The organism is Serratia sp. CY47444, from assembly GCF_052168635.1.
GTDB lineage: Bacteria > Pseudomonadota > Gammaproteobacteria > Enterobacterales > Enterobacteriaceae > Serratia > Serratia bockelmannii.
Map to the genome: position 1 here is coordinate 650,406 of NZ_JBJNMH010000001.1, position 13,291 is coordinate 663,696.

Below are 13,291 nucleotides of genomic sequence, written 5' to 3' on the forward strand. Positions count from 1 at the left end.
AATGCGCGACAGATAACTTACACCCTGAATAAATGCGTCCGGCGCCTACCGGCTGCAGGGCGCAGCATCGACCTTTGCTAACCACAGGAGCGAGAAAATGATTAAAGCGAAAAGCAACCGCAAAGCACGCCGGTTATTCGGTCTGACCCACTGGAAAAGCAACAAGTTTAGAGTTTCGTTTACCGAGACGGCCGACGGCGGAAAATGGAAAGTGGAGAAGAAAAAGAAATAGCAGCGCTATTTATCGTCAGGGAAATAATATCCATCGCGATTCTTCCACCGCTGATTTCAATAATGCCATTGCGCATTAAACAGGGGTGACAATCGTATTATTTCTTTCCTGATGAAAAAAAGGCGCGTCACTCAGTCAGTAGTGGGAGAACGAGCGACGCGCCAAACGAGTGCACCCGGTTTCAAGAAGCCTCCCTCCCCGCGAGGCGGAGAAGGCATTTTCTAAGCGCACTAAAGGGAAACCCGTCGCGGTCAGGCAACGGGGTATTGCTCTTAACGATTCATCTGGAACAGCGACATGCCCTGCATATCGCTGAAGGTTTTATACGACGCCTGCAGCGCTGCCTGCTGCATGAAATAAGACGAGATAGACTCGGCCAGATCGGCATCCGTCAACGCGCTCATCTGGATCTGGTTGGTCATGTCGCGCTCTTTACCGATGCTGTCCAGCTGATCCATTTCCTGCAGCTGACTGCCCAGCTCGGCGCGCACGCTCAACACGTTGTTGTAGGAGTTGTCCAGACCGCGGTTGGCTTTCGCCAAGGCATCGTTCACCTGCTGCTTGGTGGCCTCGTCGGCGCCCTGCAGCGGGGTTTTCAACGCGTTCAGCGCAATATCGATGCTCTCGAATACGTTGCTGACCGGCGCGCTGCCGTCCGGCTCGGGCTTCGGATTGCTGGTCAACGACATGAACACCGCGTTGCCGGTATGGCCGATGGTCATGGTGCGGTTGGCGTCCACTTTCTGCTGAACCGTCTTGTCCCCGCCCTGATAACTGACGGTGCCGCCGTTATCGACGAACGGCGCCTTGTCGTTCACGTATCCGCCGAACATATAGCGGCCGTTGCCGTCGGTGCTGTTGGCCTGGTTCAGCAGCTGATCTTTCAGCCCCTGCAGTTGGGTGGCCAGCGACTGGCGATCGTTATCGCTTTCGGTGCCGCCGGCGTTGACGATCAGCGCCTTCATATCCGCGATGGTGGACGTCGCGCCGGCCAATACCGTTTCTTCCATCGACACGTTCTGACGAGCGAAGGTGCGCGCCAGGGTGTACTGGCTGTTTTCCGCCTGCGACTGCGACAACATCACCGCGCGCGACGCCGCCAGCGGATCGTCGGACGGGTTGATCACCCGCTTGCCCGAGGAAAGCTGCTCGGCCGCCTTCATGAACAGCGACTGGTTGCCCGTGATGCCGTTCATGTTCTGTTGGTACATCATGCTGGTGCTCATGCGCATGCTGTGGGTTCCTTACTCTGATCGATCGGCGCCGTTATCGGCGCCGATTAACAATGAAATCAACGAATATTCAGCAACGCATCGAACAGCGAGCTGGCGGTCTGAATCACCTGCGCGTTGGCCATGTAGTACTGCTGGAAACGCAGCAGCTCGCCATACTCTTCGTCAAGGTTGACGCCGGACATCGACTGCTGTTGCGCACCCAGCTGCGTCACGATCTTGGCCTGCGACGTGGCGATGGCCTTGGCGGCAGCGGTCTGGTTGCCGACGCCGCTGACAATGCCGGCGTAAGCGCCGCTCAGGGTCGCCTTACCGTCCACCAGGTTTTTGGTCTGCAGATCCAGCAGTTTCTTGGCATTTTCGTTATCACCGCGGCCGCTGTCGTCTTTACCGGCGGCGGCGATCTTGGACGAATCGGTGATGGCCACTTTCAGGTTGCCCGCCACGTCGCTGACCGGCTTCACGGTGAAGCTGTCTTTAGCCTGCGCATTGCCGTCGATGCTCACTTCCAGCCCGTCGAAGTTCAGCGTCGGTTTGCCGTCCGCGCTGGTACCCGGCGTGGCGTTGACTTTCACGTTGTCCGGCAGGCGGCTGACCTGCCAGTTGCTGCCGTCGAACTCGACGCGATAATCGTTGGCTTTCACCTTGCCGGTATCGGTGTAAGAGACCGACAGCGACGCGTCGCCGGTGTTGCGGGTGTTATCCACCACCCGGCCGCCGCTGAAGCTGAAGAAGTCGCCGCCTGCGTCGCCGTTCAGGTCGAAACCGGCGCGATGCTGCTGATTGAAGCTGTCCGCCATCGCCAGCGCCAACTGGCCCAGCTGATTGCGCACGCCGTCCAGCGTTTCGCTGCGGAATTTCAGCACGCCGCTCAGCGTGCCGCTGGTGATCTGACCTTCCGGCACTTCGCTGGCGCCGTTGCCGCGGTTATAGCCGATGGTCAGACGGGAAGGATCGCTGCTGGAAGGCACGGCTTCCACCTGATACGTATTGCTGCCTTGCACCAGGGTCAAGCCGTTGGCGAAGGAGACGGTATAGGCGTCGCCGTCCTGTTGCGTGACCTGTACGCCCACCAGCTGGTTCAGCTCGGTAACCAGCTGATCGCGCTGATCCAGCAACGCATTCGGCTCGCCGGCGGCGCTGCCGCGCAAACGGGTGATCTCGTCGTTCAGCTTGGCGATCTGCTGGCCGTAGCTGTTGATCTGCTGCGCCGTATCGCTGATCTGCTGATTAACGCCGTTGTCCATGTCGCGCAGGAATTTATCGGTGTTGTTGAACTGGTTCACCAGGCCGTTGGCCTTGCCCAGCACCGTTTGGCGCGCGGCATCGTCACCGGCGTTGCTCACCAGGTTCTGCAGGTTGGTGAAGAAATCCTGCATGTTGGTCGACAGCGGATTGGTTTTGCTCGCCAACAGGTTGTCTATCTGCGAAATCTTCTCGTAATAGGCGTTTTGCGCCCCGAACGCGCTTTGCGCGCCACGCAGCTGGTTGGTGATGAATTGGTTGTACTCGCGGTTGACGCTGGTGACGGTCACGCCGTTGCCGATAAAGCCGCTCATGGTGGCCATGCCGCCGTTCTGCGCCAGGATCGCGGTCTGGCGGTTGTAGCCCGCCACGTTGTAGTTGGAGATGTTGTTGCTGACGGTACTGAGCGCCACCTGAGCCGCATTCAGCCCGCTCATCGCGGTATTGATTAAGCTATTGGACATCGGAATTCCTTATGCTGCGGCGCCGGTGGCCCACAGGGTTCTAATTGAGCTGCTGAGCCTGTTCGCTCAGCCTGTTTCGGTTATCGGCCAAAATGAGAAGAACTTGAGGAAAAAAAGCGGCAACGCGGTCAGCATCCAGCCAGCCTTCGTTACCGCCTATCCCCTAAATAATTGGCGTCGCAGCAAGGCGACAAGCAAGGGCGTCCCCGGGCGCTTGGTTAAGCCAAGTGACCGGGGACGAGCTTGTGCAGTCAACGCCGCTGCGGCGTCAAGAATGACGGGGATTTAGAACAAATCTTTCAGATCGTGGGTGTAAGCTTTGACCGCCTGTTCCCCCGCGTTCTTCATCTGCTGAATCACGCTGACCAGTTTGCTGGCGTACTGCGGGTCGGTGGCGTAGCCGGCGCGTTGCAGCGCATGCGCCGCCTGCTCCGGGCTGCGTGCGGCGGCCACGTCGGCGTAACGCGGGTTGTTGGTCAGCAGTTTGACGTAGTCGGCGATCGCTTCAACGTACGAACCGTAGACGCGGAACTTCGCCTTCACCTTTTTCGCCGCGCCCTGTTCGAACTCGGTGGTGGTGATCTCCGTCACCGGCCCGTTCCAGCTGCCGCCGGCCTTGATGCCGAACAGGTTGTAGCTCGGCGTGCCGTCTGAGGTCGGGATCTCGCGCTGCCCCCAGCCGGACTCCAACGCCGCCTGCGCGACGATCAGCTGATGCGGAATGCCGCTCTGCTGGCTGGCGACCTTCGCCGGGATCGACAGGCGAGCGACGAAGTTGCCGTTGTTGAGTGACAGCGGCGCGGCGGCCGGCGGGGCTTTCGGCATCGCGCGGCGCACCATCTGCTCCAGCGCCTGGTTCGGCAGCGTTTGCAGCACCTCGTTGTCGAGCGCCATCGGCGACAGGCCCGCCGTTTCACTTGGCACCGTGTTGGCGTTGCTCATCTGCTTGACCATCATGTCGGCCAGCCCCAGCCCTTTTTGCGACATCTGCTGGGCGATTTGCTGGTCGTACATCGAGGTATAGAGCCGCGTTTGATCGCTGCTCAATACCCCATCCTGCGGCAAGGCAGATCGCATGCTTTTCAGCATCATCTGCACGAACATGCCTTCCACCTGCTGCGCCACCTGCTTGAGGTTGCCCTGCGGGTCGGCCGCCGCATCGCGCTTCAGGCCGTTCAGCGCCTGGGCGTCATAGGCCGCGCCCGACATCGCCATCAGATCGCCGGCCATCAGATGATTTCCAGCTTGGCGCGCAGGCAGCCGGCGCTCTGCATCGCCTGCAGAATCGACATCAGATCGATCGGCGTGGCGCCCAGCGCGTTCAGCGCGCGAATGACGTTGTTCAGGTTGGCGCTGGCGTTCACCTTCTGCAGCGACCCGCCCTGCTGTTGCACCGAGATCTGGGTGTTTGGCGTCACCACCGTCTGGCCGCCGCCGAACGGCGTCGTCGGTTGGCTGACGGTGTTCTGCCGATCGACCACCACCGACAGGTTGCCCTGGGCGACGGCGCAAGAGTCGAGGATCACATCGCGGTTCATCACCACCGACCCGGTGCGCGAGTTGATGATCACTTTGGCGTCCATCGCGCCGACGTTGACGGTGATGTTTTGAATCTCCGCCAGGAAACGCACCTGAGAGCTGTTGCCCTGCGGCACCAGCACCTGGATCGTGCGGGCGTCGAGCGGCGTCGCGGTGCCGCCGCCGCGTTGGCGGTTGATGGCGTCGCTGATCTGCTGTGCCAGCGTGAAATCTTCGTCGTTCAGCTGCAGGTTGAGAACGCCGCCGCTGCCGAAGGTGGTCGGCAGTTCGCGCTCGATGGTGGCGCCGTTGCTGATGCGCCCGCCCGCCAGCTGGTTGACCTGCACGCTGCTGCCGCCGGCCGCCGCGCCCGCGCCGCCGACCAGCACGTTGCCCTGCGCCAGCGCATAGACCTGGTTATCCACGCCTTTGAGCGGCGTCATCAGCAGGGTGCCGCCACGCAGGCTCTTGGCATTACCCATCGAAGAAACCACCACGTCGATGTTCTGCCCGGCGCGCGAGAACGGCGGCAGTTTGGCGGTCACCATCACCGCCGCCACGTTTTTCAGCTGCATGTTGGTGCCCGGCGGCACGGTGATGCCCAGCTGCGACAGCATGTTGCTCAGGCTTTGGGTGGTAAACGGCGTCTGCATGGTCTGGTCGCCGGAGCCGTCCAGCCCCACCACCAGGCCGTAGCCGATCAGGGCGTTGTCTCGCACGCCCTGCACCGTCACCAGATCGCGGATGCGCTCCGCCGCCGCCGGCAAGCACACCAGCCCGACGCACAGCGCGATAAACCATTTTTTCAGCATCAGTCAATCCTTAGAACGGTGAAACATTTAAGAAGAAGCGCTGCAGCCAGCCCATGGTCTGCGCTTCGTTGATATAGCCATTGCCGACGTATTCGATACGTGCGTCCGCTACCTGCGTCGAGGTGACCGAGTTGTTGCCGCTGATGGTGCGCGGGTTGACGACGCCGGAGAAGCGGATGAATTCGGTGCCCTGGTTGATGGCGATCTGCTTTTCCCCCACCACGTGCAGGTTGCCGTTGGCCAGCACCTGGTTGACCGTCACCGTAATGGTGCCGTTGAAGGTGTTGTTGGCGTTGGCGCCGCCCTTACCGCCGAAGGTGCTGTCGCCGGAAATGTCCATATCGGCGCGCGCATTGCCCAACAGGCCGTCGAGGTAACGCGGCGAGGTGGCGACGCCGAACTTGCTGGCGCCGTTGCGGCTGGCGTTGGCGGAGGAGCTCTTGCTGGCGCTGACGTTTTCCTGCAGCACGATGGTCAGGGTGTCACCGACGTTGCGCGGACGGCGGTCTTCGAACAGCGGCTGATAGCCGTAGTTCATCGGCTGCACCGTCTGGAAGATCGAGCCGTTCGGCATCGGCGCGCTGGCCGGCGCGGGCTGCGCCGTGGTCGCACCGTCCACCAGCGGTTTATGCGGAATATAAGCGCAGCCGCTCAGCGTCAGCATCACCATTCCCGCCAGCCAGCGTTGTCCCTGCCGCGGCAGGATTGCCATCGAATATGTGGTTACCACGGGTATCGCCTTTGTTTCACGAAAGAGAATGACGGGCGCGGCAAGCCGGGCCCGTCAATGACAGATTACAGTTGCGTCAGCTTTTGCAGCATCTGATCGGAAGTCGAAACCGCTTTGCTGTTGATCTCGTAAGCGCGCTGAGTCTGGATCATGTTGACCAGCTCTTCCGCCACGTTAACGTTGGAGGTCTCCACGTAGCCCTGATACAGCAGACCGGCGCCGTTCAGCCCCGGCGTGCTCTCGTTCGGCGCGCCCGAGCTTTCGGTTTCCTGATACAGGTTCTCGCCCACGCTCTCCAGACCGCTGTCGTTGACAAAGGTCGTCAGCGTCAGTTGACCCACCTGCTGGGCGGCGGTTTGCCCCTGCTGGGTGACGCTGACGATGCCGTCGCGGCCGACGGTGATGGACAGCGCGTTCGCCGGAATGGTGATCGCCGGCTGCACCTGGAAACCGCTGGATGTGACCAGCTGGCCGTTCTGATCGATCTGGAACGAGCCGTCGCGCGTGTAGGCCTGTGTGCCGTCCGGCAGCATCACCTGGAAGAAACCCTGCCCCTTGATGGCGACGTCTTTACTGTTGTTGGTCTGCGACAGGTTGCCCTGGCTGTGCAGACGCTCGGTCGCCACCGGACGCACGCCGGTGCCGATCTGCAGACCGGAAGGCAGCGTGGTCTGCTCGGAGGACTGTGCCCCCGGCTGACGCATGGTCTGGTACAGCAGATCTTCAAATACCGCACGCTGGCGTTTGAAGCCGTTGGTGCTGACGTTCGCCAGGTTGTTGGCGATCACGTCCATGTTGGTCTGCTGCGCGTCCAGACCGGTTTTGGCAATCCATAAGGATGGAATCATCGGTTATTTCCTTGCTGCTTAACTCATTGAGAGCAGTGAGTTGGCACGCTGTTCGTTTTCATCCACGCTGTGGATGACTTTCATTTGCATTTCAAAACGGCGGGCGTTGGCGATCATGTCGACCATGGTCTCCATCGGCTTGACGTTGCTGCCCTCCAGCACGCCCGGCATCACCCGCACCTGCGGATCGTTTTGCAACTGATTGCCGCGCTGCTGTTGAGTTTCCGGCGTCAGGCGGAACAGCCCGTCGTCACCGCGCATCACTTCGCGCGCATCGGCTTTCACCAGCTTCAGACGGCCGATCTGCGCGATGGTGTTCGGCGGATCGCCGGCGTTCAGCGCCGAAATGGTACCGTCGGCCGCGATGGTGATCTCCGCCGACGGCGGCACCTCGATCGGGCCGCCGTCACCCATCACCGGCAATCCCTGCACCGTCAACTGCCCGGTGGAGGAGATCTGAATGTTGCCGTTACGGGTATAGGCTTCCCCCCCACCCGGCAGGCTCACCGCCAGGAAACCGTCCTGCTGCAGCGCCACGTCCAGCGGACGCGCCGTGTAGTTCAGCGCCCCCTGGCTCATATCGGCGCCCGGCGTCGACGCGGTCACCAAGGTGCGCGTCGCCAGGCTAGGCCCATCAACCGGCACCGCGCGCAATGCGGCGAGCTGGGCGCGAAAGCCCGGCGTCGACGCATTGGCCAGGTTGTTGGCGGTAATGGACTGCTGTTCCAGCGTTTGGCGCGCCGCGCCCATCGCGGTATAAATCGCGTGATCCATAACTCGGCCTTATTAGCGCAGGCTAACCAACGTCTGCAGGATGGAGTCCTGCGTCTTGATGGTCTGGGCGTTGGACTGGTAGTTACGCTGTGCGACGATCATGTTCACCAGCTCCTGGCTCAGATCGACGTTGGAAGACTCCAGCGCGCCGCTGGTCAGCTTACCGAAGCCGCCGCCGCCCGACAGACCAACGCGCGGCTGACCGGACGCACCGGTTTCCTGCCACACGTTATCGCCCTGCGACGCCAGCCCTTCCGGGTTGGAGAAGTTGGCCATGACGATCTGGCCCAGCACCTGAGTCTGCTGGTTGGAGTAGATGCCCACCACTGTGCCGTCGTTGTTGATCTGGAAGTTGGTGTATTCACCGGCGGCATAGCCGTCTTGCGATACCTTGCTCACCGAGTCGCTGCCCACGTTCTGCTGCATGCTGCCGGCGAAGCTCAGGGTGAAGTTTTGCGCCGGTGCGCCGTCTTTGGCGGTCATCGGGATCACCATGCTGAACTCGCCCGGCGCGCCGTTGGTGCTGGTGGTTTTCACCAGGTTGCCGCTGGTGCTGAACTCCATGGTGCCGGCGTTCACTGGCGCGGCGCTGCCGTCCTGGGTGTAGACCTGCCATTTATTGTCTTCCGTCTTCACGAAGTAGGCGTTGATGTTGTGCGCGTTACCCAGCGAGTCGTAAGCGGTGATGGTGTTGACGTAGTTGTAGCTGTCCTGTTTGGTCGGATCGAAGGTCTTGTTCTCCGGCACTTTATGGGTGGACTTCAGGTTGGCCACCATCTCGCCGGAGGTGGATGCCTTGGCGTTCATCATACCTTCAGGAATGCTCAACGGCACCGGGTTGGCACCCTGTTGGATGGTCGGCGGAGAACCGGCCGCCGGGTAGCCGGTCAGCTGCAGCCCCTGCATGTTGGTCAGGTTGCGGTTCTCATCCAGCTTGAACTGACCGTTGCGGGTATAGAAGATGCCGCCGTCTTTATCCTGCATGCGGAAAAAACCGTTGCCGTTGATGGCCACATCCAGCGCACGGCTGGTACCGGTGGTGGTGCCACCCTTGAAGTTCTGGGTGATGCCGGACACTTTGACGCCCAGACCGACTTGCGAGCCAGCGAACATGTCGGCAAAGGAGACGCTGCCGGATTTGAAGCCCGCAGTCGCGGAGTTGGCGATGTTGTTACCGATCACGTCCAGGTTGGTTGCTGCCGCGTTTAAGCCGCTGACTGCCTGAGAAAAGGCCATGTTATTCTCCGAATAGTGGTCAGGCTATCGTCCGATTGAGCCTGATGCTTAGGGTTATAAGATCTGTCGCACGTCTTCCAGGGTGGCGTTGCCCGCCAGACCGAGATCCAGCTTGGCGCCGTTGCCGTCGCGGATCACGCCGTTCACCAGGCCGAAGTGCAGGCTGCGCGCCACCAGTTGCTCGCCATTGCCTTTGGCGTTAATCGCCACTTTGTAGGCGCCGTCGGGTGCGGTAGAGCCGTCATCCAGCGAACCGTCCCAGGTGAAGGCATGCACACCGGCGGTCAGGCCGCCGATTTCGATGGTGCGCACCACCTGCCCACTGGCGTTGGTGATGGTAGCGGTCACCTGATCGGCAGCGCGCTCCAGTTCCACGCCGAACGGCGTCGTGCTGACCTTGCCGTCCTTGCTGCCGACCAGAATGTTATTGCCCGGCACCATCACGCCGTGGCCGATCAGCGCAGTGGCTTGCAGCGACTGGTTGCTGTTGATCTGGCCGGAGATCGACCCCAGCGTGGTGTTGAGTTTTTCGATGCCCTGCACGGTGTTGATCTGCGCTAGCTGCGAGGTCAGTTCGTTGTTCTGCATCGGATTGGTCGGATCCTGGTTTTTCAACTGCGCCACCAGCAGCGTCAGGAAACTGTTGTGCAGATCCTGGCTGTTGGTATTTTTGCTGTTGTTACCGATGACGGTGTTGTCCAACGACTCGTTCGTGGTTGCGGCGATAGCCATGGGAACCTCCGGTTACTGACCCAACGTCAGGGTTTTCATCATCATCGACTTGGTGGTGTTGAGCACCTCGACATTGGCCTGGTAGCTGCGGGAAGCGGAGATGGTGTTGACCATTTCACCCACCACGTCGACGTTCGGCATGCGCACGTAGCCCTTGGCGTCCGCCAGCGGGTTGCCCGGTTGATAGACCAGACGCTCGGGCGCCGGATCGTCCACCACCTGAGCGACGCGTACGCCGCCGGTCGGCTGCCCGGGGGCCGCCGCGACCTGGAACACCACCTGCTTGGCGCGGTAAGGCTCGCCGTCCGGACCGGTCACGCTGTCGGCGTTGGCCATGTTGCTGGCGCTGACGTTCATGCGCTGGGATTGCGCCGATAACGCCGAGCCGGAGATATCAAAAATATTCAGTAAAGACATGCGCCTTATCCTTGTTGCAGCACGGACATCATCCCTTTGATCTGACCGTTGAGCAGCGTCAGGTCGGTCTGATATTTCAGGCTGTTATCGGCAAAGTTGGTGCGTTCGCGATCCATGTCCACCGTGTTGCCGTCCATCGACGGCTGATCAGGCACCCGGAACAGCAGATCGAGCTGCGGCGGCTGCAGGGTCTGCGCCGGGATGTGGCGCGCCGCCGTCAGGTTCAGCGACATGCCGTTGCCGCTGACGCGCCCCTGCTCCATCACTTTGTTCAATTGGCTGGCGAAATCGATATCCCGCGCCTGATAACCCGGTGTGTCTGCGTTGGCGATGTTGGCGGCCAGAATTTCCTGCCGCTGGGCGCGCAAGTTCAGCGCCTCTTGGCCAAAGCGCAGAGCCGCGTCCAGTTTGTCGAGCATGCTCCCTCCGCGAGGTTAGAATTTGGAGTCGACAGCATAAACGCCCCCCGCGCTACCCTATCGCGGGAATAAACGCAAAATGGGGCGCTATTTATCTGCTTAGCCTGCGCGCGCTGCGGGTACACTTACGCGTATCCCGATGAAGCTTGAGAAGATGACGATGAAAGGTAAAATGCTGCTGCTTATCGGCCTGCTGTGCAGTCTGAACGCGCGCGCCGACGATCTGGCGACGCAAATCGAAAGCTTCATCCAAGGCAAGTTCAGCGGCGAACCGGTACAGGTAAAAGTGCGGGTGCGCACGCCGCCGAACCAATGGCCCGCTTGCGAACTGCCGCAGCTATCGCTGCCGCCCAACGCGCGGATCGGCGGCAACGTCAGCATTTCGGCGCGCTGTGGCCAGGAGCGGCGTTTTATCCAGACGCAGGTGCAGGTGTTTGGCCGCTATCTCGTTTCGGCGCGCGGCATCAGCGCCGGCAGCCGGTTGACGGCGGCGGATCTGACGTTGAAAGCAGGTCGGCTCGATACCCTGCCGCCGCGTGCGCTGACCGAAGCGAGCAAAGCGTTAGGTGCCGTCAGCCTGCGCAACATTAGCCCCGGTCAGCCGCTGACCCTCGCCATGCTGCGCCGCGCCTGGATTATCAAGGCCGGGCAATCGGTACAGGTCAATGCACAGGGCGAAGGATTCAGCATCAGCGGTGCGGGTAAGGCGATGAACAACGCCGCCGCCGAAGACAGCGTGCGGGTGCGCATGGCGTCCGGGCAGATCGTCAGCGGCGTGGTCGGGGACGACGGCGCGATCCGCATTACGTTATAAAAAAGTAAAGGTTCCGCAAACCTTGCCGATAAGACAAATCAAGCAGCATTTTATTGGCCACCAGGGCCGCAAAACTTTCATTGCAGCGTCGTCGCCCCCGAGCGGCCACGGCGTAAACGGAGATGGACCATGAGTATCGATCGCACCCAGCGGTTACAGCCGGTTTCCACTGTGCAACCGCGTGAAACCCCGGCCGACAACCCGCTCCAACCGCGCAAGGCCGCCGTGGCCGAAACCGCCGTCAGCGGCACGCAGGTCAAACTGAGCGAGGCGCAGGCGCGCCTGATGCAACCGGGCACCCAGGATATCGATATGGGCCGGGTCGAGGCCATCAAACAGGCGATCCGCAACGGTGAACTGAAGATGGACGCCGGCAAAATCGCCGACGCACTGCTGCAAGACGCGCAGAGCGATGTTCAATGGATCGCCGGACGCGACTGACAACGCGGCGGCGGGTAGCGATAAAGGATAAGTCATCACTATGGAAAAGCTGGTACAACTGCTGGACAAACTGTTGGAAACACTGCAGGCGCTCAATGGCGTGCTGGAGGAAGAGCACGACTTGCTGTGTTCCGGCCAGTTGCCCGGCGTGGCCTTGCAGCGCGTCACCGATGCCAAAAGCCAACTGCTGGCGACGGTCGCTTACCTCGAGCAACAGCGCCTGGGGCAGGAAAAAACCTGCGGGCAACGCGCGCCCTATGCCAGCCATGCGCCTCTGGCCGATCGCTGGCAACGCGTTCAGTTGCTGAGCCAAACGCTGCGTGAGAAGAACCAGCACAACGGCCTGCTGCTCAATCAGCAGATCGACCACAACGCTCAGGCGCTGGCTATCCTCAGTAAGAACAACAAATCGCTGTATGGCCCGGACGGCCAGTCGCACGCCGGCAGCCTGCTCGGCAGAAAAATCGGCGTCTGACCTGACTCATTTCGCCCGGTGAGCCTATCACCGGGCACGCGTTAGCCGACTTTTGCGCATCCCCTCGCATTTTCACCTCATCACCTCCTGAGTTCCCTTAACGTTATGCGTCAGGCTGCGCAGAACGTGAATTTGGCTGTTTCTTTCCCTTTGGCCACTTGTCACCCTGTGGTGATTTTTAAATCACTTGAAATATACCCTTAACGGGTATAGATTCGCAGGGAGAGCGAATGGCTGATATCTATCTCACCAAAACCTTTCAGGGTTTTGCCGCACGCGAGCGCATTAGCGACGCCACGATAGTGAAAGCGGCGCGAGAAATGCAGCATCAGCGGTACGACGCCAATCTTGGCGGTTGCGTATACAAAAAGCGCATCGCTCGGGCTGGTGCGGGCAAACGTGGCGGCTATCGGGTGCTGATCGTTTTTCGCGATGAAGACCGCCTGTTTTTTATGCGCGGCTTTGCCAAAAGCGAGAGAGAAAACATCAGTGCGGATGAGTTACAGGGATTGAAACATCTGGCTGCGCTGTATCTGGATTATTCGCCATTCAGACTCTACCAGCTGGTCAACAACAGGGAGTTACGGAGGCTAAGCGATGAGTAAAATTCTTGCCGAGATCCACCAGGAAGTTCAGGGCCTGCACCGCGCCGGTTTCGTCGACGACGTGACCATGCGTACCTTCGACATGCTGTGCCTGCGGCCGGTGAAGCAGTTCGGGCCGGCCGAGATCCGCGCGCTGCGCGAACGGGAAAACGTCAGTCAGCCGGTGTTTGCGCTGTATCTCAACGTCAGCAAAAAGGCGGTACAGAAATGGGAGCGCGGCGAAGCGCAACCGAACTCCGCCGCGATGAAGCTGCTGACGCTGGTGGAACGCAACGGCCTGCAAATTCTGGCCTGATC

General features: G+C 60.7%; 17 protein-coding genes. 6 read left to right on the forward strand and 11 right to left on the reverse strand.

The genetic code is table 11. The annotated features are described in order from the left end of the window. Window positions 1-97: 97 nt before the first annotated feature. Window positions 98-232, forward strand: a complete 135-nt coding sequence (sra, locus tag ACJ8IL_RS03010) for a stationary-phase-induced ribosome-associated protein (RefSeq protein ID WP_087763075.1) — start codon at window positions 98-100, stop codon at window positions 230-232. 272 nt (window positions 233-504) lie between these two features. Here sra and flgL read toward each other — a convergent pair whose 3' ends face one another. The 11 genes from flgL to flgB all read right to left on the reverse strand — a co-directional run bounded on the left by flgL (window position 505) and on the right by flgB (window position 10,659). Further along, window positions 505-1,464 carry a flagellar hook-associated protein FlgL gene (gene flgL, locus ACJ8IL_RS03015; RefSeq protein WP_016927302.1) on the reverse strand — a complete coding sequence of 320 codons (960 nt, stop codon included), beginning with the start codon at window positions 1,462-1,464 and terminating at the stop codon, window positions 505-507. Between the two features lie 59 nt (window positions 1,465-1,523). Beyond that, window positions 1,524-3,173 (reverse strand): flagellar hook-associated protein FlgK, encoded by a 1,650-nt coding sequence (gene flgK, locus ACJ8IL_RS03020; RefSeq protein WP_004934814.1) that lies wholly within the window; start codon window positions 3,171-3,173, stop codon window positions 1,524-1,526. Between the two features lie 285 nt (window positions 3,174-3,458). Beyond that, window positions 3,459-4,403, reverse strand: coding sequence for a flagellar assembly peptidoglycan hydrolase FlgJ (gene flgJ, locus ACJ8IL_RS03025; protein ID WP_049200258.1), 945 nt, complete (start codon window positions 4,401-4,403; stop codon window positions 3,459-3,461). Then, on the reverse strand, window positions 4,403-5,503 hold the full coding sequence (locus ACJ8IL_RS03030) for a flagellar basal body P-ring protein FlgI (RefSeq protein WP_004934816.1): 1,101 nt from the start codon (window positions 5,501-5,503) through the stop codon (window positions 4,403-4,405). The genes flgJ and ACJ8IL_RS03030 overlap by 1 nt, the downstream gene beginning before the upstream one ends. A 10-nt stretch (window positions 5,504-5,513) precedes the next feature. Beyond that, the gene (flgH, locus tag ACJ8IL_RS03035) at window positions 5,514-6,215 is read right to left on the reverse strand and encodes a flagellar basal body L-ring protein FlgH (protein WP_004934817.1); all 702 of its coding nucleotides are present in this window, start codon (window positions 6,213-6,215) and stop codon (window positions 5,514-5,516) included. A gap of 83 nt (window positions 6,216-6,298) precedes the next feature. Beyond that, on the reverse strand, window positions 6,299-7,081 hold the full coding sequence (flgG, locus tag ACJ8IL_RS03040; protein WP_004934819.1) for a flagellar basal-body rod protein FlgG: 783 nt from the start codon (window positions 7,079-7,081) through the stop codon (window positions 6,299-6,301). An 18-nt stretch (window positions 7,082-7,099) separates the two neighbouring features. Continuing rightward, window positions 7,100-7,855, reverse strand: a complete 756-nt coding sequence (locus tag ACJ8IL_RS03045; RefSeq protein WP_025303261.1) for a flagellar basal body rod protein FlgF — start codon at window positions 7,853-7,855, stop codon at window positions 7,100-7,102. Window positions 7,856-7,867: 12 nt separating this feature from the next. Further along, window positions 7,868-9,091: a flagellar hook protein FlgE gene (gene flgE / locus ACJ8IL_RS03050; protein WP_099817138.1), complete on the reverse strand. Its 1,224-nt coding sequence runs from the start codon at window positions 9,089-9,091 to the stop codon at window positions 7,868-7,870. Window positions 9,092-9,145: 54 nt separating this feature from the next. Further along, complete coding sequence (flgD, locus tag ACJ8IL_RS03055) at window positions 9,146-9,823, reverse strand: flagellar hook assembly protein FlgD (protein WP_016927297.1); 678 nt, start codon at window positions 9,821-9,823, stop codon at window positions 9,146-9,148. Between the two features lie 12 nt (window positions 9,824-9,835). Further along, window positions 9,836-10,240: a flagellar basal body rod protein FlgC gene (flgC, locus tag ACJ8IL_RS03060; protein WP_004934826.1), complete on the reverse strand. Its 405-nt coding sequence runs from the start codon at window positions 10,238-10,240 to the stop codon at window positions 9,836-9,838. Between the two features lie 5 nt (window positions 10,241-10,245). Further along, window positions 10,246-10,659 carry a flagellar basal body rod protein FlgB gene (gene flgB / locus ACJ8IL_RS03065; RefSeq protein ID WP_025303263.1) on the reverse strand — a complete coding sequence of 138 codons (414 nt, stop codon included), beginning with the start codon at window positions 10,657-10,659 and terminating at the stop codon, window positions 10,246-10,248. Between the two features lie 160 nt (window positions 10,660-10,819). Here flgB and flgA point away from each other — a divergent pair, with 160 nt between their 5' ends. From flgA to ACJ8IL_RS03090, 5 genes are all read left to right on the forward strand, one after another. Next, window positions 10,820-11,473, forward strand: coding sequence for a flagellar basal body P-ring formation chaperone FlgA (gene flgA / locus ACJ8IL_RS03070; RefSeq protein ID WP_025303264.1), 654 nt, complete (start codon window positions 10,820-10,822; stop codon window positions 11,471-11,473). A 129-nt stretch (window positions 11,474-11,602) separates the two neighbouring features. After that, complete coding sequence (flgM, locus tag ACJ8IL_RS03075; protein ID WP_004934832.1) at window positions 11,603-11,914, forward strand: flagellar biosynthesis anti-sigma factor FlgM; 312 nt, start codon at window positions 11,603-11,605, stop codon at window positions 11,912-11,914. A 40-nt stretch (window positions 11,915-11,954) separates the two neighbouring features. Next, window positions 11,955-12,389, forward strand: a complete 435-nt coding sequence (locus ACJ8IL_RS03080) for a flagella synthesis protein FlgN (RefSeq protein WP_025303265.1) — start codon at window positions 11,955-11,957, stop codon at window positions 12,387-12,389. Window positions 12,390-12,619: 230 nt separating this feature from the next. Further along, window positions 12,620-12,994: a type II toxin-antitoxin system RelE/ParE family toxin gene (locus tag ACJ8IL_RS03085; RefSeq protein ID WP_025303266.1), complete on the forward strand. Its 375-nt coding sequence runs from the start codon at window positions 12,620-12,622 to the stop codon at window positions 12,992-12,994. Continuing rightward, window positions 12,987-13,289 carry a helix-turn-helix domain-containing protein gene (locus tag ACJ8IL_RS03090; RefSeq protein WP_015378258.1) on the forward strand — a complete coding sequence of 101 codons (303 nt, stop codon included), beginning with the start codon at window positions 12,987-12,989 and terminating at the stop codon, window positions 13,287-13,289. The genes ACJ8IL_RS03085 and ACJ8IL_RS03090 overlap by 8 nt, the downstream gene beginning before the upstream one ends. Window positions 13,290-13,291 lie beyond the last annotated feature (2 nt).

Bases quoted from the DNA above. Each gene is read 5' to 3' on its own strand.
- flgG (WP_004934819.1), bottom strand. From the start codon at position 7,081: ATGATTCCATCCTTATGGATTGCCAAAACCGGTCTGGACGCGCAGCAG.
- flgL (WP_016927302.1), bottom strand. From the start codon at position 1,464: ATGCGCATGAGCACCAGCATGATGTACCAACAGAACATGAACGGCATC.
- flgH (WP_004934817.1), bottom strand. From the start codon at position 6,215: ATGGCAATCCTGCCGCGGCAGGGACAACGCTGGCTGGCGGGAATGGTG.
- flgE (WP_099817138.1), bottom strand. From the start codon at position 9,091: ATGGCCTTTTCTCAGGCAGTCAGCGGCTTAAACGCGGCAGCAACCAAC.
- flgJ (WP_049200258.1), bottom strand. From the start codon at position 4,403: ATGGCCGGCGATCTGATGGCGATGTCGGGCGCGGCCTATGACGCCCAG.
- ACJ8IL_RS03085 (WP_025303266.1), top strand. From the start codon at position 12,620: ATGGCTGATATCTATCTCACCAAAACCTTTCAGGGTTTTGCCGCACGC.
- flgM (WP_004934832.1), top strand. From the start codon at position 11,603: ATGAGTATCGATCGCACCCAGCGGTTACAGCCGGTTTCCACTGTGCAA.
- ACJ8IL_RS03090 (WP_015378258.1), top strand. From the start codon at position 12,987: ATGAGTAAAATTCTTGCCGAGATCCACCAGGAAGTTCAGGGCCTGCAC.
- flgC (WP_004934826.1), bottom strand. From the start codon at position 10,240: ATGTCTTTACTGAATATTTTTGATATCTCCGGCTCGGCGTTATCGGCG.
- flgB (WP_025303263.1), bottom strand. From the start codon at position 10,659: ATGCTCGACAAACTGGACGCGGCTCTGCGCTTTGGCCAAGAGGCGCTG.
- flgA (WP_025303264.1), top strand. From the start codon at position 10,820: ATGAAAGGTAAAATGCTGCTGCTTATCGGCCTGCTGTGCAGTCTGAAC.
- sra (WP_087763075.1), top strand. From the start codon at position 98: ATGATTAAAGCGAAAAGCAACCGCAAAGCACGCCGGTTATTCGGTCTG.
- ACJ8IL_RS03030 (WP_004934816.1), bottom strand. From the start codon at position 5,503: ATGCTGAAAAAATGGTTTATCGCGCTGTGCGTCGGGCTGGTGTGCTTG.
- flgD (WP_016927297.1), bottom strand. From the start codon at position 9,823: ATGGCTATCGCCGCAACCACGAACGAGTCGTTGGACAACACCGTCATC.
- ACJ8IL_RS03045 (WP_025303261.1), bottom strand. From the start codon at position 7,855: ATGGATCACGCGATTTATACCGCGATGGGCGCGGCGCGCCAAACGCTG.
- ACJ8IL_RS03080 (WP_025303265.1), top strand. From the start codon at position 11,955: ATGGAAAAGCTGGTACAACTGCTGGACAAACTGTTGGAAACACTGCAG.
- flgK (WP_004934814.1), bottom strand. From the start codon at position 3,173: ATGTCCAATAGCTTAATCAATACCGCGATGAGCGGGCTGAATGCGGCT.